Source organism: Agrobacterium sp. 22-214-1 (assembly GCF_053522465.1).
In genome coordinates, this window is record NZ_JBNWCK010000001.1 from 264,271 (window position 1) to 283,982 (window position 19,712).

Sequence of the window (19,712 nt, forward strand, 5' to 3'; positions counted from 1 at the left end):
CCGCTTTTATCGCGCTCGAACGTGATAGGTCTGAACCCAACAACCTCCCTGCTGAAGGTAATCGCTTCGAAGTTCCTTTCCTGGTACCGGTAACGAATAGTCAAAACACGGATCGCCCACCAGAAAGTGATCCTCATCATCCTCATCAAGCCAGCATCCATGGACCACTACAGCGTGTCTACCAACCGCAGGCCATTTGATCTGAACGCATACGGGGTTCCCCCCATCCAGTTGCCGCATGACCTGTCGAAAACTGGCAGCTCCAGGATACGTCGCGCCGTCGCAACCAACGATCCTGAGCCCTGTCAGCATCCGTTCGCCTCTGTTCCAGGATTCGTCGGGTACCCAAGGTGGCGGAAGACCAAGCGATCTCCCAACGATCTCTTCCTGGGGCACATGGTCGTCACCGTTGAAATATTGCGAGATGCTCGACGCCGTCGCGGCCCAGCACCAATTGCTCCACTTCTGTGTCTGCATCTCGAAGGCCAGCTCGAGCTGATTGGGGAACCGCACGCGCTCGGGAAGACGATAAATGTCGCAAACCCACTGGAATACCGTGGTGACAATCCTGAAGCCTTCACGCATTTTTCGCATGACCAAGGCTTGCGGTTCGGCCGCTGCCGAGATCGAGGATGCCGCCGTCGATCACCTTGACTACGCCACGGGCAGGAGCCACTGACTGAAGTATCTTTTCGGAACCGTCCGGCAGAATTTGGATGGCCGAAAGTACGCTCCTTTCGAAAGCACCTGTGTCGATACCGATGCGGCGATGAAAACTCTCAACCATCATCGATAATGTCGGCGTGTGGCCGTGGACGACAGTTTTTCCGAAGGATCCGGTAAAGCTCAGGAACGGCTCGCGGATCCACATCAGCTTGTAGGGATCCTGCCGGAAAAGTGGAACTCCCGGCTCGAGTCCGGCATGCACGAGTACGTGCCTGTCGAGTTCAACGTACTGCTCTGCAGCGCGCAGGATCGCGATGTGATCGGCATCGACCACGTCAAGAATCCGATCCAGGTCGGCATTAGAGAAATCGAAACCGTAGGAGGCAAGGGTGGCCGCGCCTCCCATTTTGGTAATCCAGTGAAGCAGAAGCGCCTGTTTCCGGCCCAAATCCTGTTCATCAAGAATGCGGAGGACGAATGAATCGTGATTTCCGAGAACCAGCCGGGAATCGGGGATCTCCTTGAGTGTCGACGAGACGAGGTTCATCGCTTCGCGGCTGTCGGGACCGCGGTCGATGATGTCGCCAAGGAATACGATACGGTACGCGTACCCGATCCGTGCTGACCGCTCCAAGATCCCGTCAAGCAGGCCGCGGAGGAGATCGGCGCGACCGTGGATGTCGCCGATCGCGAAGGTATGAATCTTACTCAAGATTGTGAAGCCTCTGATTTCTGAGAAGAACTCGCATGCAAATTCTTGGCGAAACCTTTACGAAAATCCGTCGAACCTCAGGACGGTTGACGGGAGGTGAATCCTTCCGGATGCATTTGCGGCCTCCGTTTTGGCCTCCCTTAGTTCTTGCGAGGTAGGAAGGGGAGAACAGATGGAGCGCACATGAAGATCAAGACGGGCGAGCAGGCGCGGCATACGGAAGAGAAGTTTGGCGTCACGGTTCTGCACAGCGTGTACGGGTGGTACTGGGTCGTCGCCGGCAGCGACGCCGACACGACCGAAGAGTTGAGGGAACTGGTGACCGAGATCAGCAGGCGAGACGATGCCTGGTGGTTTTTCGACCGGAAGCCGTGGACTGCGATCTGGACCCTCGAGCTTCCCGACGCAGGGACTGGCCGATGCGCAATGGTCTCTGGCATGGTCAGCTACGCGCTCTCCACCCGGCTCGCACAGAACGAGCATTATGTCTTTCGCGCTCCCGAAAATGACCGCGACCTCCATGCGGTCCTTGAGGCGCATTTGCCTCATATCCGACATGTGGCTGAGACCGGTGAGTGGCCTGCCCAAGTCGTTGTGCCGGACGAGCCGCCTGGCGGCTGGTTCGATGGGCCCCAGGAAAAATTGCCGGCTCTGCAAGGACCGCGGCGGTGGGCCATTGACTACGGCCCGGACTATCGCTGGAGGTTTGTCTCCGACACCGAGTGTGGGTACGATCTACCGGAGAGGGAGCTCCATCTCTTTCAGGCAGGCGATCTCGGCGAATGGATCGTGCGGATCGCGGAAAAGACCGTGCAGCCATGGTCGAATTTCGCCAGGGTCAGCCGCTTCAATACAGCGATTGATCTCGGACATGGCCTGGGTCTCTCATATGACCAAGCCCGCGAGATCGGGAAGCTGTGGATGGACGGGACAGAGCCGGAAGAGCTCGGCGTTCCCTACGAGCCCAGACCCGAGTACACGATGCGAGCATCCTACGAGCGCGATGCCATGCTCCAGCCCGACGGGTGCGTAACTGGTGCTGGTAGAACGTCGACAGGCGGATGAGAGGGTTGGACCGCCAGCTCGCCGGGCAAGGTGACCCTCTCGAGATCGATGCCCGTACCGACCATCCGGACAATTTCCTCCACCATTTCCTCCCCGATCTCGCTCGAGGCAGCGATGGCTCTCGCGCGGGCACTCCTGGCACCGCCGGGTCATTAAATTTCCCTCCGCAGATTTCCTTATGAGTATACCCGGGAGGTTTCGAGCCTCGTCTATATCACCGCCTTCGCACCAGATAGGTGAGAGTCCGTGTCGAGCCTGCTGATTGTGAACCGCCGGAGGGGGCCGTGTTGTCGGGCATGGTTCGAGCTATCGGGACACGAGGGGGCGATCAGCCGCCCCCTCGCTCGTTGGCGTTACTTGCCCGTCGTGCGCTGCTCTTCCTCCCTGCGGTTGTTGTGGCTGCCATCGAGGCTGGGGCCGTCCTTGTCGGCGTTGAAGTCAAACTTGTTCGTCTCGGTGTGTGAGCCGTGGGTCTGGGTGTTGGAATAGCTCGCGCCGCCATGGGGATTGCAATTCGCGAAGCCCCAATCGCATTTCACGCCAGCGCGGAACTCGGTCTCCTCCTGAGCGGTAGCGGGCGAGCTGACGAAGGAGGTGATGGTCGCTGCGGAAGCGAGGACGATCGTGAGAATACGGGACATGTGGTATTCCTTTCATTCAACTGGTTTCGGTGCAGATCGCTGTGTGCGGGCTGCTGGTCGAAAGGAAAGACCGAGACAGACATCCTGAAAATAAACCGCCGGACACCCTATGTTGAAGGTTCCTGGGAAGCGTCTCAGGGCAGGGGTGTGCGATGGGAGCACTCAGCACCCGTGCGATGAATGGTACAAAAGTTCTGTTCAACAGAGAGGGCAGATGATGCCAACAAGAACGCAGGACCTAGCTGACAAGATTGCTGCAGAGTGCAATCTGGCAAATGTGAAGTGGGAGGATCCGAAGCTGCAGGCTGCGGTAAAGAGAGCTTGCAAGGAGACGGTCAACTTTCTGCGGACCAACAAGAGACACTACGACGCTCATGGAGCAGAGCAGAACGGGGCGTGGTTCCCGGACATGCCAGCCGCCAACACGAAGAGGCAGGCCCACGCTCGACCTGATGCGCTCCATGACGCTATCTTTGAGAATGGGCTGCGGCATATGTTCAGTGAGCTGATTCTTGCCGAGAAGATCGATGAGAAGCACTGGCCGAACCTCGAGCATGCCATCACCTACAAGACGGCTGCGTTCCACAACGAGCTGCTTCGCATCCACGACGCATTCCCCGACGAAGACATCGCAGTGTCGCTCGCAAGCTTGGCGAAGCGATTCAACTACAGGAGCGGCGGCTGGCGGGTGCGCAATAAGCTCTTCCCGGTCATGGCCGACCTTGGGCTCTGGAATATCAAGCGGAAGGGTGAGACAAACGAGTGGGAGATCCGGCTTGGAAAAGTCGCGGATATCTTCCACGATGAGGTCTTCTATCCAGTCGCAATCGAGTTCGAAGCTAAGATGAAAGGATCTGAGAAATGAGGAAGGTATCCGGCCCGGGTGTGATCATCCTGTGCGGCAGAGACGACATCTAAACAGAAGGGGCGCGGCATGATCGCGCCTCATTCGTTTTCAGGAGGGCCTTGCCCCCTTCCTGCTCCGCAAATCAAGGGCGGCCCTACTGCTCCTTGATCATCTGGTCGACGGTTCCACGCAGGATCATTCTGAAGCGGCATTGTGGGTATTTCACCTGCCTTCGGTCAGTGGGTCGTCCAGATCGTTTCAGCGGCCGTCGCATCGTCGCTCTTTCTGGCTGCTACAACAGGTACGAGGCCTGCCTCCCGCATAATCATGCCATTATCGCCAGCTTCACTCGCGCGCTTGATAGGCCAAATATTGGAAGCCAGCGCTATCAAGGGCCTTCGGACCACACCGCTACCCGACCAACGGACTGGAAGAGCAGACGACGAGCTTCCGCGATCCTCGCGTAAGTGCGACATAGAGATTCTTCGTGTTCCGGACGCGGTTGCTGTCGAACTGCTCAGCATCCAGAATGACGGCAACATCTGCCTCGAGCCCCTTCAGGAGGAGGGGGCTGCCGACGGCTCTTCTCGGGACGCGCCTTCCGATCATTCTGCCTTGCTCGCGGATCCGGACCGCCGCATTGAGGAACGCGTCAGGGATGCCGGGAGTACAGGATCGAAGCGCCTGCACGCATGCGCCGAGTATTTCGGGGCGGAAGGTTCTTGCACCTTGATTGTTCTCGAGGGCGAGGAGCAGCCTGACGAGGTTTTCGGCAGATCCGTCCGCCTTGTAGTCGAGGGCCGCCAGTTCGACGGCGGTGGCTTCCTTCCGTGAGGATCCTCGCTCGATGATCGCGATCCGCGAACGCAGGCCGCCCTTGTCCACGTTCGTCGTCACTTCGGACGCAAACTCCAGGACGGTGTCCAGATCGCCCGGCTGGTCGAGATCGACGCTTCCTGCGAACGTGATGACGTCGGTGAGATCCACGGCCTCGACCGTGACTGCTCCCGGGGTTTGCTTTGCTACCCTGCGCTGGAGTGCCCTGTTCATGCCCGCCGCCATTATGAGAACCTTGCCGTCGGGGTTAGGAGGGCGGACGTTGCAGGCCTTGCGCTGGCGGGTTTCATCGTCGCTGCCGTCCAGTTCGACCCATTCGACCTCGGGCGGCGCTGTTCGGAGATCGATCCGGCCACCCGCGACAAGGATCGCGCGGGCTTCCAGAAGCCACTCGCCGAAAGCCGGCGCGCCTGCTCGGATCCAGCGCCATGGCTTCGTCAGTTCTCCCGCCGAAGAGAATGTCGAGCAGACATCATGGTCCCAATGCGGGTGCGGGCCCTGCCAACTGAAGATCTCCTGCATCGGGTCGCCGAGGACGACGGTTGGAATTACGGTCGAGAGATGGTTGACCATGCGATGCTGTTCATGGCCGCAGTCCTGGTACTCGTCGACGATCACGCGGCCGTAGCTCGCATCTATGATGTCATCGAGATGTTTTCCCTCGAAAAGCGCCGCGGCGGCCCGCTTGATTGCGGGATAGTCGCTGCGTGGGTCATTCAGAGCGAGATGGCTAATATCAATGCCCGAGCGGGCTGGAAAAGTGTTGAGAGTTCGAAGCGCCCACCCGTCGAGCGTCGCCAATCGATACGAACGGCTCGGAACTCCCGCACGCTCCAGCCGCGACCGCAGAACCGACACGCCCGCGTTGGTGTGAGTGAGTATCAGGATCGGCTTCCTGTCCGTGTGCCTGATGAGGGAATCCGCAATGAGCTGGGTCTTTCCGCACCCGGCCGGAGCCGTTACCGATCCTCGCCGGATAGCCAGAAGATCGATGTCTCCCTCAGCCATTCAGGCACCATTTTCTGAGAGAGACGAGGACCAATATGAATTCCTTCTCCGTTTCTTTGACCGAGGGCATCACGAAATCGCGGGCGACTTCCTCCATTTCTCCAACGGATTTGAACCAAGCCTTCTTGTTGTCCTTATTACCACCGGCGGCATTTCCCAACGCCAGCCGCGCCTCCGTCGACAGAACTCCCCTGGCCAATTCGTCTCGCACCCGCGCAAGCGTCACAGCGTTCGTCGAATGGCTCCTGAGCTGAGAATCCACTTCGCCGTCCGAACGGTCCTCAAGGGCACGGTCAAGGAGCGCGCCGACCGCGTCGGCCGGCAGCGTCACGAACAGCTCGACTTCAAGCTTATGGCCCTTGCGCCATTTGAAGATGGATCCGCCGGCGAGCTCGAAGCTGGTCTCCTCCGCTATTGGCGGTTGATAGTCGTCGTCGCGAAATGTGGCCGTTCGGTAGCCCATCGTTCGGAACGCCTCTGCTCGCGACATGATGTTCGTGTACCCGTTGGCACTGACAAGCGCGGTTCCGGCCGCGAAGAGCGACTTGCCATCTCCCTTGTCCGAGAGGAACTGGTCCATGCCGCGAACGAAGCCGACCTCACTTGCTCCTTCACAGACAAGGATGGAATGGGCGAGAAAAGCTTCCGGGTAGAGGCGGATTGTTCCCTGAAGGTCAGGGTGATCGCCAACCCATCTCACTTCGTGCCGATCTCCGACCCGTCGCACAATCGAGATCTGCTCCACTGCAAGCTCTCGGACGGCCACTGGAGAATGGCTGGTCAGAAACACCTGCAAGGACGGCTCCTTCTGCTTGGCGCCCAGGTTGTCGAGGAAACGTACGATGCGATGAGGCTCAAGCCCGTGCTCGAGCTCGTCGACAAGCAGGATTGCGGTCTCCGCTGCGTTCTTCTGCTGGAGCCCAGATATCATGAGGCGCGTCGACCCTATCCCGAGCCGACGGAGGGGGATGCCATTCTCGTCATGTAGAGAGATGGTTCCTGCAGTCACTGAGACGGAGTGTGCCTCGAGCTCGGCTTTGGCCTTTGCACCGACATCTATGCCGAGGCTGCCCGCGACCTCGGTCACGATCTTGAGTGCGTCGCCAAGCATTGCGTCTGCATCCTTGCCGAAGGACTTCCTAGCCTCCCGCGCCGCCGCCAGGAGCGCGGTCGAGGCATCGGCGGTCTCGTCCGAAAGGCGGTTGAGGACAGAGCCTCGCTTCCAGGACAGATTATGGTCCGAAAGAGCGCCGATCCGCACGGGAGCCAGCCTCTCGCGATCCGACCATGACAGGTTGCGCGTCTGACCTGCGGCGCGCGCGCGATCGGAGATGAGCGACCAAGTCGGCTCCAGATCACTCTCCACGGCGAGGTTGAGACAGAGCACGGTCTCCAGGCCGCTGCCGGGTTCGTCTTCGATGTTCTTCGCCGCTGCGTCATATCCACGGAGATACAGGCCGTAGGTCTCGATGGATTTCAATTCTGGCCCGAGGTTTCCAAGGGTGAGAGTGATCTGGATCGGATCTTTGATGTCGAGGTTGTGGAAGTCGGCATCGGTGAACTGAGCAGTCCTTCGCGCACCCAGCGCCAGATCGATTGCATCAAGGATCGTGGACTTGCCGCTATCTCCCGGTCCGATCAGGCAGTTGATACCGGATGTCGGATACCATTGGAGGTGCCTAATGCAGCGGAAGTTCTCAATCTCGACCAATCGTATAGTTGCCATTCATATGCCTCGGGAATCACATGCACTCGAAGAGAGTAATTCACGGCTGCCCGAGGGTCGGCAAGCAAGGGTATGTCTCCGCCCACAACTCAGAGTGGCTTCTCTGAGGAAATATCCGCACGTGCACCGGCCTCCTTTCATTCCGTCCTCTCACGTCCTGACGATCGAAGGTGCCGCAACGCCGGCAACGGGCATGCGGACGCCCCAGGGAAACTTCTTCGCGCCGTTCGCCTCGTACTGATAGACGACGACGCCGGGCAGATTGCGCTTGTCGTATCGCCGACCGAGGTTGAATGCGACGCTGTTCTGGCAGGCCAGAAGGAGATGGATGGTGGTGACCCCCTTCGCCTCGAGAAGCTTCGCCGTGTCGAGAAGTTGCTGCGCGAGTGCGCTCTGCTTCGCCTGGGACCAGTGGGATGAGTTCAGGGCCGGAAGCGACATACGGACGACCGGCAGGTCGAACGTGGTGCCGATGTTCTCGTCCCTGACCTGATAGGATACCGAAACAGCGAGCACGACCTCTGGCGAATCCTGCACGGCGTCGAGGCCTTCAAAGATGAAACGCTGACCGTCGTCATGGCTGTCGAGAGCTCGCCAGGACTCGCGTGTCCTGTCCCAGTCCATCACGACAATGCTGCCTTCGTCATCGAAGGCGACGCCCGTCAGAAAAGTCATCGGGACTGGCGTCAGGCCGCCGTAGACCACTGTGACGTCCTGCCGATCGTTCTGTCGTGCGTACTGCTGGACCGTCCGGCGCGCGGCGTCGACCTCAGGCAGAAGCGCATCTGGGTCGATGATGAAGCCATCTCTCTTCTGGCGGAGATCCAACGAGACGCCGAGGCGGTGACCGACGATGTCAGCCGGCACTGCGGCCGTAAGCGGCGAGCCATTGTCCTCGCGGAGACCGCGGCCTTCTATGACGATGACCTTCTTCCGATTCCGGAGCTCGTTCTCACGGGTGAAACGCTTCCATCCGACCACGAAGCAGAGGATGAACATCACGCTGAAGATCGTTACCAACGACCACTGAGCCCACTCGGGAATGATGTTGGTCGAGCCGATCTCGAAGGAGTATTCGCCGCGAAGTGTCGCCTTCACAAGCCAGTTTCCACCGAGCAAGGCCACAAGAACAGCAGCGCAAAAGCCGGCAAACCTGACCTCGAATCCTTTCGGCCTGAAGAGGTATCTTATGAATCCGCGAAAGGCCCAATCCGCAGTCTCTCGGTACATGCTTTTCAGTCCTCCGCTCTGATCTTTACGGGTTCGGGAGCGGACCCGCGCTGATGGAAGGTAGACGTCGCGACAAACTCCATCGGCGAATCCGAGCGCACGACCAGGAGGACCGCGAAGGAAATGTCGCGCTCGCCATTTACGAGTTCCTCCATCGATTCCAGATCGGTGATGCTGGGAAGGATTGGAAGACGCGGATGCGAATGCCATTCGCCGACGTAGTTGTAGGTCTCGTAGTCACGTCCTGTTCGCTCGAAGAACGCCTGCAGGAACGCGTTGTGATATGTGTGATCACGGACGAAATGCGCCCGCTCTCCTGAGACCTCGTCGATCGAGAAATCAACAACCTCGAAGATCCCCGGTTCGATCTGGCGAGCCATCAGGACTCCGCCGATTTCGCGCTGTTCCGCTCGAGCGAGAGCGCTCATCATCCTGAGCCGGATGGGTTTAGGAAGAACCAGTTGTACAGTCACCGGACGTCCTCGCCAGCGAGCTCCGCCATGAGTCCGCCGATGACGTCGCTCGATGCCGAGCCTGTGTCGACTTCCCACGGGCCCAAGGTGCGAAGGTCGATTGGCCATGTGTCGAACGGCGCTTCGAATATCCAGGCCTTCTTCAAACCGATGGCGTAGGCGGAGAAAGGAAACGCGGTTTCCCCGCCTTCGAGAATATCGATCGCAAAGCGAGTCGCATGAGCCGCGATTACGGCCACGTCGGCGTCGTCCGCGACGAAGGGCGGCCCTTCGTCCGGGTTTGCCTCATACCGACCTTTTGGAGCGGCTTCCCAAGGCTTGTTGTGATCCTCGCACCACGTCGTAATCTGGTTTCGAGCTTCCAATGGTGGCGGATCGGTTTCGGGTCTAACCCTTGCCACGATCCCGCCGATGCCTCCGCCGAACACCTCGGCCCAAACCATCGGCTTGCGATTTCGCTTCGACGTGCCGGCGCAAAGATTGAACGACGTAGGATCCGCAGTGGCATCGATGATAAGATCGCAGTCTCCGATCAGCTCGATGGTGGCGTCCATGGCGATGGCAGAAGTCTGGCCACCGAGGGCCACCTTGCGAGTCACGACGTCGGCATCCGCTACGATCTGCTGGATCCTGTCGGCGAGCGCATCGACCTTATGCCATCCGATGGCCAGGGCGTCGAGTTCGTTGCGCACGAGGTTGCCCGTGAGGAACACGTCTTCATCGACGAGCAAAAACTTTCGTACGCCTGATCTGGCGAGCGACGCGCCGATCTTGGACCCGATCGATCCACATCCGACGATCGCCACGCTTTTGGTGGAGATCTCGTCCCTGCTCGAGGCAGACCGCTTTGCGAGCTCGCCTTCTTCGATAATCCGATAAGGGACCAGAAGCGGCAATCCGTTTCTGCTCCATTGAATGTCGTAGGCCGTGTGCCGCCCACCTTCTTCCAAGACAATCAGGAAAGGAAGTTCCTGATTGCCGATCAGCGGCGCCAGGTCCGGAAGCAACTTCGACAGGTCGTCGATCTCGCCTCCGCCATGTTGCGCCAGCGCGCTCATGTCCTGTCGAGTACGCAGGAGATATCCCGTCCGCGTTCCTGCGTTTTTGAGTACTGGTTGCGGCGAGACCCACAGTTCGTTGCCAGGCGCACCGATCGTCGTAAGATGTGCAACTCGGTTGGTGTGCCGTGCGGTCATCGCCAGAGAGATCTTGACCACCATTTCGGAAAGGTGACCCTCAAGCGAGGCCCAGGCGCCTTTCGGCACCATAAGACGCCAGGTTTCAAACCTTAGTTCGGCTGCAAGAGAAGTCCGGTGATCCGACGGCACGGCACCCGTCCTGCCATCCGGTGGGCGCTCAGCGGCGATGAGGCCGTAAGCACTCTCCACCATCATCGCACCGGTGACCGCCGCGTCCCAATTGTCAGGCCGCCACTGGAGGCAAAGCTCGCCGCCGGCACCATATTGGTGGTCCGATAGCCGACGTTCGTCGTGGGGCATGACGATCGGAGGGGTGTCCGGGAAGTTGATCGGATAGATGACGGCAAGCGGGAACTTCTCCCCACGGTGCGCGAGCTCGACGTCGACGCAGAGCTGCAGGTTGTCGAGAAAGCGAACGCGCATGCTTGTAAGCCAGTCGTTCTCCTCCTGGAGAGCGACAAGCGAAGCCTTTTCCAGTCGGGCGCGTGCCTCGTCGATCAGCCACCAGATCATGCGTACCCCTGAGGCTTCGTCGGCTGCCGGGCTGCATTCGCGAAGCTTGGCGCCGTTGTCCCCGCCGCGCCGGCCGAAGCCCCGCTTGCAGCGCGGAGAAGACGATTACCGCCCGTCAGGCGATCCACCGCCTTTGTCGAAAGCCGGTAGCCCATTCGAGGAGTTAGAGCATCCGCCATTTCCTGGAAGGAAACCGCCTGAGCTGCTGCGTTGAAGTCGGCTCGGGCGGTGCGGAGCCACCTGAAAAACGCCTCCGCCTTTTCGGGTTCCGCCTGCCACTTGTCGGCAAAGTTTTCGTAGGGGTCGGTAGGATTGGCGATGACGTATTTCTGTCCGTCATGCCGGATGAACTGATCCATGCGCTGGAGGATCGCAAACAGCGCGCCGGAAATCGTTTCCTGACCTTCGTAAGCATGTGCGGCCAGTGTGGTGATGATGACGGAGATCGGACGGATGTCAGGCTCGCGTGCGAACATGTTGTCCCTGTGCCGCTTCAGGATCATGATCGCCGATTGCAGAGGCGTCTTCACCTTGAAGTCGGGGATGTCTTCCACGCTCGCTCGGAAACCCTGACGATTGAGGGCTTCGGCTTTCGCCCGCTTACGGCGAACGAGAACCTCGGCCTGTCGAGACGCAAACCAGTTCGAGTAGCCCTTCGGGTTCGATCGTGGCCAGAAATCCGTCTTCTCCTTATAGTTCGGGAGACGGCGGTCGGTAATCGAGATGGCCGTCTCGGACCAGCGAGCGTCGTGCATGATGGCGTTGAGCAGGCGTTTCTGCTCAGCGGCATTTGGCAGAGCTGGGACGATGTCCATGTGAAATTGCGCGCCGTCCGCATAGTCGAGGATCCAGCAGCGGTTTCCCTCGCGCACCGGCTTCGTCATGCCCTTGGCGTCATGATAGGACCTTACCTCAGCGCCTAGCATTTGCTTTAGCGCGAACTGCGACAGGTGTTCCTTGGTGAGAAGGCGGAACTCGCAAACCGAATCGACGTCGTATTCCTCGTCTTCGGTGAGTGGGCGAATGGCCGTTCCGAGCCTGAAGGATCCCTGGCAATACACTTGAGGGTCGAAGAGACGAACCGAACTCTCCTCGCGATGCAGCCATTCGCCGAAAGACTTGAAGCTTCGGTCCGCCTGTTCGTAGCGATGCTCGGGTATCTCAAGCTCGGCGATCACCGCTTCGAGAAATGCTTCGATCGTATTGACATGCACGTTCATGACTTCGACCTCGCTTCTACGCGTGAACTGTTCGGGTGATTCCAACCCATGCGCTTGTTTCGTGTTTTGTTCTGCTTACCACTTTCAGGCGGCCGAGCCGCCTGAAAGTCATTTCTTCTGCTATCATCGAAGGTTTCTCAGCAGGCAGATGCGCCTTTAAGACCTTCGTTTCTTGCCTCGTGGGCGGCTATTGGCCGGAAGAATCCAATCAATAACCGCCTGTCGATATTCAGCCCGGACGCGATAACCGAAGCTGCCGGGAGACTTCTTGATCAGCAGTCTAAATCGCTGATTTAATGACATTCCAATGGCGCAGTGACAAACCTAGTGGCGCGGCACATTTTGGTGCCTAAGCTAACGCTTAGCTGCACCCACTCGTCGCACCGCACGTATCGCACTTCTCGCAGGTGCCGTTCCGCACCATCGTGAAGTTCTGGCATTCCGAGCACATGTTGCCGGTATAGCCTTGAGCAATCGAGCGCATGCGGCGTTCGTTTTCCACCTTCTTGGCTTCCGTCTTGGCCGATGCAGCGTCGGCGGCGGCCTTGTCGGAGAAGAGGGCGGTTGCCGTCTGCTGGGATTCCTGGGCGACGTCGTCGATGACTTCCTCGGCGATTTCTTCGGCCAGTTCCCTGGCGCGCTCTTCATAGTCCCGCTTGAAGGAGACGATTTCGGAGGTCGCGACGGAGACGGTCGGTTCCAGCTTGCGGGCGGCGGAGCCGGCAAAGGAGGTGACGTTGGCCGAGGCGCGGGCAGGGGCTGCCGTTGCCGAACCCTTGGGCTCGGAAGACGAACGTTCGCCGCCATTGCTGGAAACCAGCGTCGGCTTGTAACCGCGGGTCCAGCCGGTGGACACGAGGTTGGTCTTGCCTTCCTGGATACCCTTGCCGAGCGCCGTGTTGGAGAAATCCGACGTATCGACATGGGCCAGATCGTGGCGGCCGAGATAGGAGACGGCGAGTTCGCGGAACACGTAGTCGAGGATCGACGTAGCGTTCTTGATCGCGTCGTTGCCCTGCACCATGCCGGCCGGTTCGAACTTGGTGAAGGTGAAGGCCTCCACATATTCTTCCAGCGGCACGCCATATTGCAGGCCGAGCGAAATGGCGATGGCGAAGTTGTTCATCATCGCACGGAAGGCCGCACCTTCCTTGTGCATGTCGATGAAGATTTCGCCGATGCGGCCGTCACCGAATTCGCCGGTGCGCAGATAGACCTTGTGACCGCCGACGGTTGCCTTCTGGGTGTAGCCCTGACGGCGGTTCGGCAGCTTTTCACGCTCGCGCGAGACACGCTCGATGACGCGTTCGACGATCTTTTCGGTGATCGTCACGGCCTGCTGTGCAGCCGGCTGCTGGATCAGTTCTTCGATCAGGTCTTCTTCGTCCTCGTCTTCCACCAGCGACGCGTTGAGCGGCTGGGAAAGCTTGGAGCCATCGCGGTAAAGGGCGTTCGCCTTCAGCGCCAGCTTCCAGGACAGCATGTAGGCTGCGCCACAATCCTCAACCGTCGCGTCGTTCGGCATGTTGATCGTCTTGGAGATCGCGCCCGAGATGAAGGGCTGTGCCGCCGCCATCATGCGGATATGCGATTCGACCGAGAGGTAACGCTTGCCGATCTTGCCGCAGGGGTTGGCGCAATCGAAGACCGGCAGATGCTCGGCCTTCAGGAACGGTGCGCCTTCCAGCGTCATCGCGCCGCAGACGTGAACGTTTGCCGCTTCGATGTCCTTCTTGCCGAAGCCGAGGTGCTCGAGCAGGTTGAAGCTCATGTCGGAGAGCTGCTCGTCGGAGACCTTCAGCGTTTCCTTGAGGAAGTCAGCGCCGAGCGTCCACTGGTTGAAGACGAACTTGATGTCGAAGGCGCTCTTCAGCGCGCCGTTGACGGCCTCGATCTTCTCATCGGTGAAGCCCTTGGCCTTCAGCGTCGAGGGGTTGATGCCGGGAGCCTGGTTGAGATTGCCATGGCCGACAGCATAGGCTTCGATTTCGGCGATCTGGCTTTCGGAATAACCGAGCGACCGCAGGGCGTCCGGAACGGCGCGGTTGATGATCTTGAAGTAACCGCCGCCGGCGAGCTTCTTGAACTTCACCAGCGCGAAGTCGGGCTCGATGCCGGTCGTGTCGCAATCCATCACGAGGCCGATCGTGCCGGTCGGCGCGATAACCGTCGTCTGGGCGTTGCGGTAGCCGTGCTGTTCGCCGAGCGTCAACGCCTTGTCCCAGGCGGCGACGGCATGGGCGATCAGGTCCTGATCCGGGCAATCGCCATGGATGAGCGCAACCGGGTTGACCGACAGGCCTTCATAACCTTCCGACTGGCCAAGGGCGGCGCGGCGGTGGTTGCGGATGACGCGCAGCATGTTGTCACGGTTCGGCGCAAAGCCCGGGAAGGGGCCAAGCTCGCCGGCCATTTCGGCCGAGGTGGCGTAGGACACACCAGTCATGATGGCGGTGAGCGCACCGGCAATCGCGCGGCCTTCGGCGCTGTCATAGGGAATGCCCGAGGACATCAGGAGGCCGCCGATATTGGCGTAACCGAGGCCGAGCGTGCGGTATTCATAGGAAAGTTCGGCGATCTGGCGCGACGGGAACTGCGCCATCATGACCGAGACTTCGAGCACGACGGTCCACAGGCGAACGGCGTGTTCGTAGTCAGCGATGTCGATGCGCTTCGTCTTAGCATCCTTGAACTGCAGAAGGTTCAGCGAGGCGAGGTTGCAGGCCGTGTCGTCGAGGAACATGTATTCCGAGCACGGGTTGGAAGCGCGGATCGGGCCGGCCGCCGGCGAGGTGTGCCAGTCGTTCATCGTCGTGTTGAAGTGCAGACCCGGATCGGCAGACGCCCAGGCGGCGTGGGAAATCTTTTCCCAGAGGTCGCGGGCCTTCAGCGTCTTCATGACCTTGCCGTCCTTGCGGGCGGTGAGGTTCCAGTCGCCATCGTTCTCGACAGCGCGCAGGAAGTCGTCCTTCAGCGAGACGGAGTTGTTGGAGTTCTGGCCTGATACCGTGAGGTAGGCTTCCGAATCCCAATCCGTGTCATAGGTCTTAAACTGAATGTCCTTGTAACCCTGTTCGGCGAACTGGATGACGCGCTTGACGTAGTTTTCCGGCACCATGTCCTTCTTGGCAGCGCGGATTTCGCGCTTCAGGGCAGGGTTCTTGGCAGGGTCGAAGCAATCGCCATTGTCAGCCTCGCAGTTGACGCAGGCCTTCATGATCGCCTTCAGGTGCTTGGCGACGATCTTGGAACCGGTGACGAGAGCGGCAACCTTCTGCTCCTCGTTCACCTTCCAGTCGATATAGGCTTCAATATCGGGGTGGTCCGCATCAACGACGACCATCTTCGCTGCACGACGGGTGGTGCCGCCGGACTTGATGGCGCCGGCTGCACGGTCGCCGATCTTGAGGAAGCTCATCAGGCCGGAGGAGCGGCCGCCGCCGGAAAGCTTTTCGCCTTCGCCGCGCAGATAGGAGAAGTTGGAGCCGGTGCCGGAACCGTATTTGAACAGGCGCGCTTCACGCACCCACAGGTCCATGATGCCGCCTTCATTGACGAGGTCGTCCTCAACGGACTGAATGAAGCAGGCATGCGGCTGCGGATGTTCGTAAGCGGACTTGGACTTGGTCAGCTTAGCCGTGAAGGGATCGACATAGAAGTGGCCCTGGCCGGGGCCATCGATGCCATAGGCCCAGTGCAGGCCGGTGTTGAACCATTGCGGGGAATTCGGCGCAACGCGCTGGGTGGCGAGCATATAGGCAAGCTCGTCGCGGAAAGCGAGGGCATCTTCTTCGGACGAGAAATATTTGCCCTTCCAGCCCCAATAGGCCCAGGTGCCGGCCAGACGGTCGAAAACCTGACGTGCATCGGTCTCGGAGCCGAAACGCTCGGCTTCCGGCACATCCTTCAGCGCCTTTTCATCGGGTACCGAGCGCCACAGGAAGGAAGGAACGTCGTTTTCCTCAACCTTCTTAAGGAACTTCGGCACGCCGGCCTTGCGGAAATATTTCTGCGCCAGAACGTCGGTGGCGACCTGGCTGAACTGCGCGGGAACGTCGATATCCGCCAGACGGAACACGATCGATCCATCCGGGTTTTTGATTTCACTGACGGCCTTGCGGAAGTCGATCTCCGCGTAAGGCGATTGGCCGGGCTTCGTGAAGCGGCGTTCAATGCGCATGGTTTCTGTCCTCGTCCATTGGGCGCCCGGTAAAGGGCGCAAAAATCCGGTCCAGCCGTGCGATGCCTTCGCGCAGCCGGTTGTTGCCGATCTGAAAGGGATGTTCATCCTTGGATGTCATCCCTGTATCTCGTGGCTTATTCGGCTGCAAGCATGTCATGGAATACTAAATATAGTATCAACAGCTTCCTGCCGCCAGTCCCCGCGTCATGTTTTTGGCGGTTCCGAAAGGCGCGCAAAAGCCTGCGGCGAACCGCCCCCTCATGGCCGGGACGCCGCTTTGGACATGCGCGCTGAAGATGGAGAGGAACCGGCCTCGTTACTTTCCGGTCCGTTGCCGCCGCAACATAATTGTCACTTTCCTCTCGCGGCACAGATTCGTCAAGCCATAGATTGAAACCCATTTTTAACCACAAGATATTGTGTGGAGTGCCTGTGGAAAACGGGGATAGGAAAAGCTCTTAGAAAAATCAGTGACTTGGCGGGAAAGTTTGAAGCTTGCGCGAGGCTGGTTTCCGCGAGGGAAAGGCAAAACCCCGCATTTCCGGGGTGAGGCATAAAGGCGACACTGCGGTTTTTCCGTGTTTTTTAGCTGTCGCCATAAAGGCGGTTCCCGACAAAAAAACCGCCCCAATGGGGCGGTTCCAAAGCGTGATTTTTCTCTTCGGGGCTCGTCAGCCGCGCGATCCCTTGGCAATCGGCTCCTGATAGGTGAAGCCCATGTCCCAGGGAAAATAAATCCAGGTGTCCTGGCTGACTTCGGTGACGAAGGTGTCGATGGTCGGCACGCCCTTCGGCTTGGCGTAAACACAGGCGAAATGCGCCTTGGGCAGCATTTCGCGCACTTCGAGCGCCGTCTTGCCGGTATCGGTCAGGTCGTCCAGCACCAGCACGCCTTCGCCGCCATCCGCTGAAAGTTCCGGGGCGACACCCTTCAGCAGAACCGTTTCGCCCTGATTGACGTAATCATGACGGGTGGCGATGCAGACCGTGTCGATCAGGCGGATATTCAGTTCGCGGGAAATGATCGCCGCCGGCACCAGGCCGCCGCGGGTGATACAGACGATCGCGCGGAACTCCCGCTCAAGGCCGGCAAGACGCCAGGCAAGCGCGCGGGCATCGCGGTGGAACTGGTCCCAGGAGACGGGAAAAGCTTTATCGGGAAGGGACATGTCGTCTACCATCTGGTCAAAATTGTCGATGGCTTTGGCTAATAGCCGCAAGACCGGCAAAAAGGCAAGCTTTCCGCTTAAAGGACAGAGCTGGAGATTGCCGCTTGTTTCTTCTCCCCGCCGGGGAGAAGGTGGCCCGAAGGGTCGGATGAGGGGGCAACGCTGCCGTAACTCACTGCCCTTGCCCCCTCATCCCGCTGCCGCGGACTTCTCCCCGGCGGGGAGAAGAAACAAGGGGCAGACGCTCGTTTTAACCGAGATGCCGGGGGCTTGCGGCGCTGTTTACGCCGCATCCATTTTTAACGCGACAGCAGCGTCAGCGCCGTCATGGAATCGAGCAGGGTGCGGGTGACACCGCCAAACAGCAGTTCCCACCAGCGGGAATGGCCGTAAGCGCCCATGACAAGAAGGTCGATGCTGTTATCGGACAGCCGGTTTTCGATGGCCGCCTGCGGCGAGACGCCGGCGATCTTTTCCTGCGAGGTCACGGTGACGTTGACGCCGTGGCGGGCGAGCGTGGCGGCCAGTTCCGCACCGGCGAGGCCGGAAGACTGCGTTTCGCTCTCGGCCTGATCGACGGAGAATATTTCGACGCTATCGGCCGCCTTTAGGAAGGGCAGGGCGTCGAAGGTGGCGCGGGTCGCCTCGCGCGAGCCGTTCCAGGCGATCAGGACGCGCTTGATCGGTTTCGCAACGGTCAGCACATGCGGCACGAGGAGAACGGGGCGGCCGCTTTCATAGAGGAAACCGTCAATATCCGAACGGCTGTCGGAAAGTGCGGAGGAGTTGCTCTGGCGGGCGACGATGAGATCGGCGCAACGGGCGCTGTCGATGGCCGATGCGGAGGCGTAACCCACCGATGTGACGAAGCTGCGCCATTCATGCGAGATGCCGTTGGCGGCCAGTGTACGCTCGAAGATGGTTCCGACGTCGGTGGTTTCCTTATGCGCCACATCCTGCAGCGCCTGCACGGTGGCGGGATCGGGAATTTCCATTGGTGCGACGAGGGGAACGGCGGCCAGCGTTTCCATATGCAGGCCGATCACATGCGAGGAAAACTGATCGGCAAGGCTTACCACGAATTCGCCGAGCTTCTGCGTGTTCGAAACATTGTCGACCACTGCCAATATCGTCTTGTAACCCATTTCTCTCTCCTCGGTGACATGTCGTTTTAAGATCGTTCTGGCCTTTCTTCGAATCGCCAGAACGATCCAAGTCTCTGTTTTATGCATTGTCCGGACGGAAAAGCTGTTCCGCTTTTCCTGGAAATGCTCAGGGGGAGAGTGGCCGCCTTTACAGGCCGCCACCTTGATTTTGGTCAAAGCTTCCCGGTCTCAAGCCTCTTCTGTCTCAAGCCTTTTCTGTCTCAGGCGGTTGCATCGCCCTTGCTGGCTGCCAGTCTTTTTTCATGGCCGATGGTCTCGATCATGGCGGCAACCGCGTCTGCTGCCGCCTTCAGGACGCCAGCGTCGCGGGCGCGCACCACGATCTCCGTCGAAAAGCGCTGCCCATCATATTTGGGATAGGAGCCGATGCTGGTTTCGGGATGGGCTTTCTGGATGGCCGTCAGCGGCGTGCCGATATCGCCTTCGCCATAGGGCGACCGCACCGCCTGCGACATGACTTTTGCGCCGGTGCGCAGCGTCGGCATGACATTGTCCAGCATGGCCTGAAACACCTGCGGCACGCCGGCCATGACGTAAACATTGCCGATGACGAAGCCGGGGGCGACGGAAACGGGGTTGGCGATGTGAGCGGCCCCCCTCGGCATGCGCGCCATGCGCTTGCGCGCCTCGGTGAATTCCATCTCGCGGACGCGATACATGTCACCCAGCAGGCGCAGCGCCTCGGCATCGTGCTCGCAGGGCAGGCCGAACGCCGCAGAGACCGCATCCGCGGTGATGTCGTCATGGGTCGGGCCGATGCCGCCTGACGTGAAGACATAATCATAGCGGCCGCGCAGTGCGTTCAGCGCTTCCACGATCGCTTCTTCCTCGTCGGCGACGATGCGCACTTCCTTCAGGTCGATGCCGGACATGGTGAGGACATCCGCGAGGTGGCCGATATTCTTGTCCTTGGTGCGGCCCGAAAGCAGTTCGTCGCCAATGGCAAGCATGGCGGCGGTCACGACGGATTGGGCGGAGGAGGGATTGGACATGGTTGCACTCGTCATCTGTTTCACCCGACGTTAACGCCGCGCCAGCGCGAATGCAAAGCGGTTTT

Annotated in this window: 16 protein-coding genes; 2 read left to right on the top strand and 14 right to left on the bottom strand. The window is 59.7% G+C overall.

Features of this window, described 5'->3' with window-relative positions; genetic code table 11:
• Nucleotides 1-6: 6 nt before the first annotated feature.
• Nucleotides 7-594 (bottom strand): papain-like cysteine protease family protein, encoded by a 588-nt coding sequence (locus ACQZ5G_RS01425; RefSeq protein WP_448736772.1) that lies wholly within the window; start codon nt 592-594, stop codon nt 7-9.
• Nucleotides 578-1,378: a metallophosphoesterase gene (locus ACQZ5G_RS01430; protein ID WP_448736773.1), complete on the bottom strand. Its 801-nt coding sequence runs from the start codon at nt 1,376-1,378 to the stop codon at nt 578-580. The genes ACQZ5G_RS01425 and ACQZ5G_RS01430 overlap by 17 nt, the downstream gene beginning before the upstream one ends.
• Before the next feature lie 183 nt (nt 1,379-1,561).
• Here ACQZ5G_RS01430 and ACQZ5G_RS01435 point away from each other — a divergent pair, with 183 nt between their 5' ends.
• Nucleotides 1,562-2,443: a hypothetical protein gene (locus ACQZ5G_RS01435; RefSeq protein WP_448736774.1), complete on the top strand. Its 882-nt coding sequence runs from the start codon at nt 1,562-1,564 to the stop codon at nt 2,441-2,443.
• A gap of 353 nt (nt 2,444-2,796) precedes the next feature.
• On the opposite strand, the gene ACQZ5G_RS01440 is transcribed toward ACQZ5G_RS01435, so the two are convergent.
• Complete coding sequence (locus ACQZ5G_RS01440) at nt 2,797-3,084, bottom strand: hypothetical protein (protein ID WP_221138400.1); 288 nt, start codon at nt 3,082-3,084, stop codon at nt 2,797-2,799.
• Nucleotides 3,085-3,298: 214 nt separating this feature from the next.
• Here ACQZ5G_RS01440 and ACQZ5G_RS01445 point away from each other — a divergent pair, with 214 nt between their 5' ends.
• Complete coding sequence (locus ACQZ5G_RS01445; RefSeq protein WP_448736775.1) at nt 3,299-3,949, top strand: hypothetical protein; 651 nt, start codon at nt 3,299-3,301, stop codon at nt 3,947-3,949.
• 393 nt (nt 3,950-4,342) lie between these two features.
• Here ACQZ5G_RS01445 and ACQZ5G_RS01450 read toward each other — a convergent pair whose 3' ends face one another.
• The 11 genes from ACQZ5G_RS01450 to ACQZ5G_RS01500 form a co-directional block, all read right to left on the bottom strand.
• On the bottom strand, nt 4,343-5,776 hold the full coding sequence (locus ACQZ5G_RS01450) for a UvrD-helicase domain-containing protein (RefSeq protein WP_448736776.1): 1,434 nt from the start codon (nt 5,774-5,776) through the stop codon (nt 4,343-4,345).
• Nucleotides 5,769-7,502, bottom strand: coding sequence for an ATP-dependent nuclease (locus ACQZ5G_RS01455; RefSeq protein ID WP_448736777.1), 1,734 nt, complete (start codon nt 7,500-7,502; stop codon nt 5,769-5,771). Before ACQZ5G_RS01455 ends, ACQZ5G_RS01450 begins: the two co-directional genes overlap by 8 nt.
• 150 nt (nt 7,503-7,652) lie before the next feature.
• Nucleotides 7,653-8,732: an SAVED domain-containing protein gene (locus ACQZ5G_RS01460; RefSeq protein WP_448736778.1), complete on the bottom strand. Its 1,080-nt coding sequence runs from the start codon at nt 8,730-8,732 to the stop codon at nt 7,653-7,655.
• A 5-nt stretch (nt 8,733-8,737) separates the two neighbouring features.
• Nucleotides 8,738-9,313 carry a Mov34/MPN/PAD-1 family protein gene (locus tag ACQZ5G_RS01465; protein WP_081687985.1) on the bottom strand — a complete coding sequence of 192 codons (576 nt, stop codon included), beginning with the start codon at nt 9,311-9,313 and terminating at the stop codon, nt 8,738-8,740.
• Complete coding sequence (locus tag ACQZ5G_RS01470; protein WP_448736779.1) at nt 9,202-10,917, bottom strand: ThiF family adenylyltransferase; 1,716 nt, start codon at nt 10,915-10,917, stop codon at nt 9,202-9,204. The genes ACQZ5G_RS01465 and ACQZ5G_RS01470 overlap by 112 nt, the downstream gene beginning before the upstream one ends.
• Complete coding sequence (locus tag ACQZ5G_RS01475) at nt 10,914-12,137, bottom strand: nucleotidyltransferase domain-containing protein (protein ID WP_448736780.1); 1,224 nt, start codon at nt 12,135-12,137, stop codon at nt 10,914-10,916. The genes ACQZ5G_RS01470 and ACQZ5G_RS01475 overlap by 4 nt, the downstream gene beginning before the upstream one ends.
• 361 nt (nt 12,138-12,498) lie before the next feature.
• A complete protein-coding gene (locus ACQZ5G_RS01480; RefSeq protein ID WP_448736781.1) occupies nt 12,499-16,317 on the bottom strand; it encodes a vitamin B12-dependent ribonucleotide reductase in 3,819 nt (1,272 codons plus the stop codon).
• The gene (locus ACQZ5G_RS01485) at nt 16,307-16,438 is read right to left on the bottom strand and encodes a hypothetical protein (RefSeq protein ID WP_256364474.1); all 132 of its coding nucleotides are present in this window, start codon (nt 16,436-16,438) and stop codon (nt 16,307-16,309) included. Before ACQZ5G_RS01485 ends, ACQZ5G_RS01480 begins: the two co-directional genes overlap by 11 nt.
• A gap of 553 nt (nt 16,439-16,991) precedes the next feature.
• Nucleotides 16,992-17,489 carry a xanthine phosphoribosyltransferase gene (gpt, locus tag ACQZ5G_RS01490; RefSeq protein WP_003523375.1) on the bottom strand — a complete coding sequence of 166 codons (498 nt, stop codon included), beginning with the start codon at nt 17,487-17,489 and terminating at the stop codon, nt 16,992-16,994.
• A 299-nt stretch (nt 17,490-17,788) separates the two neighbouring features.
• On the bottom strand, nt 17,789-18,634 hold the full coding sequence (locus ACQZ5G_RS01495; RefSeq protein ID WP_142779320.1) for a universal stress protein: 846 nt from the start codon (nt 18,632-18,634) through the stop codon (nt 17,789-17,791).
• Nucleotides 18,635-18,855: 221 nt separating this feature from the next.
• Nucleotides 18,856-19,647 carry a competence/damage-inducible protein A gene (locus ACQZ5G_RS01500; protein ID WP_003523372.1) on the bottom strand — a complete coding sequence of 264 codons (792 nt, stop codon included), beginning with the start codon at nt 19,645-19,647 and terminating at the stop codon, nt 18,856-18,858.
• Nucleotides 19,648-19,712: the final 65 nt, after the last annotated feature.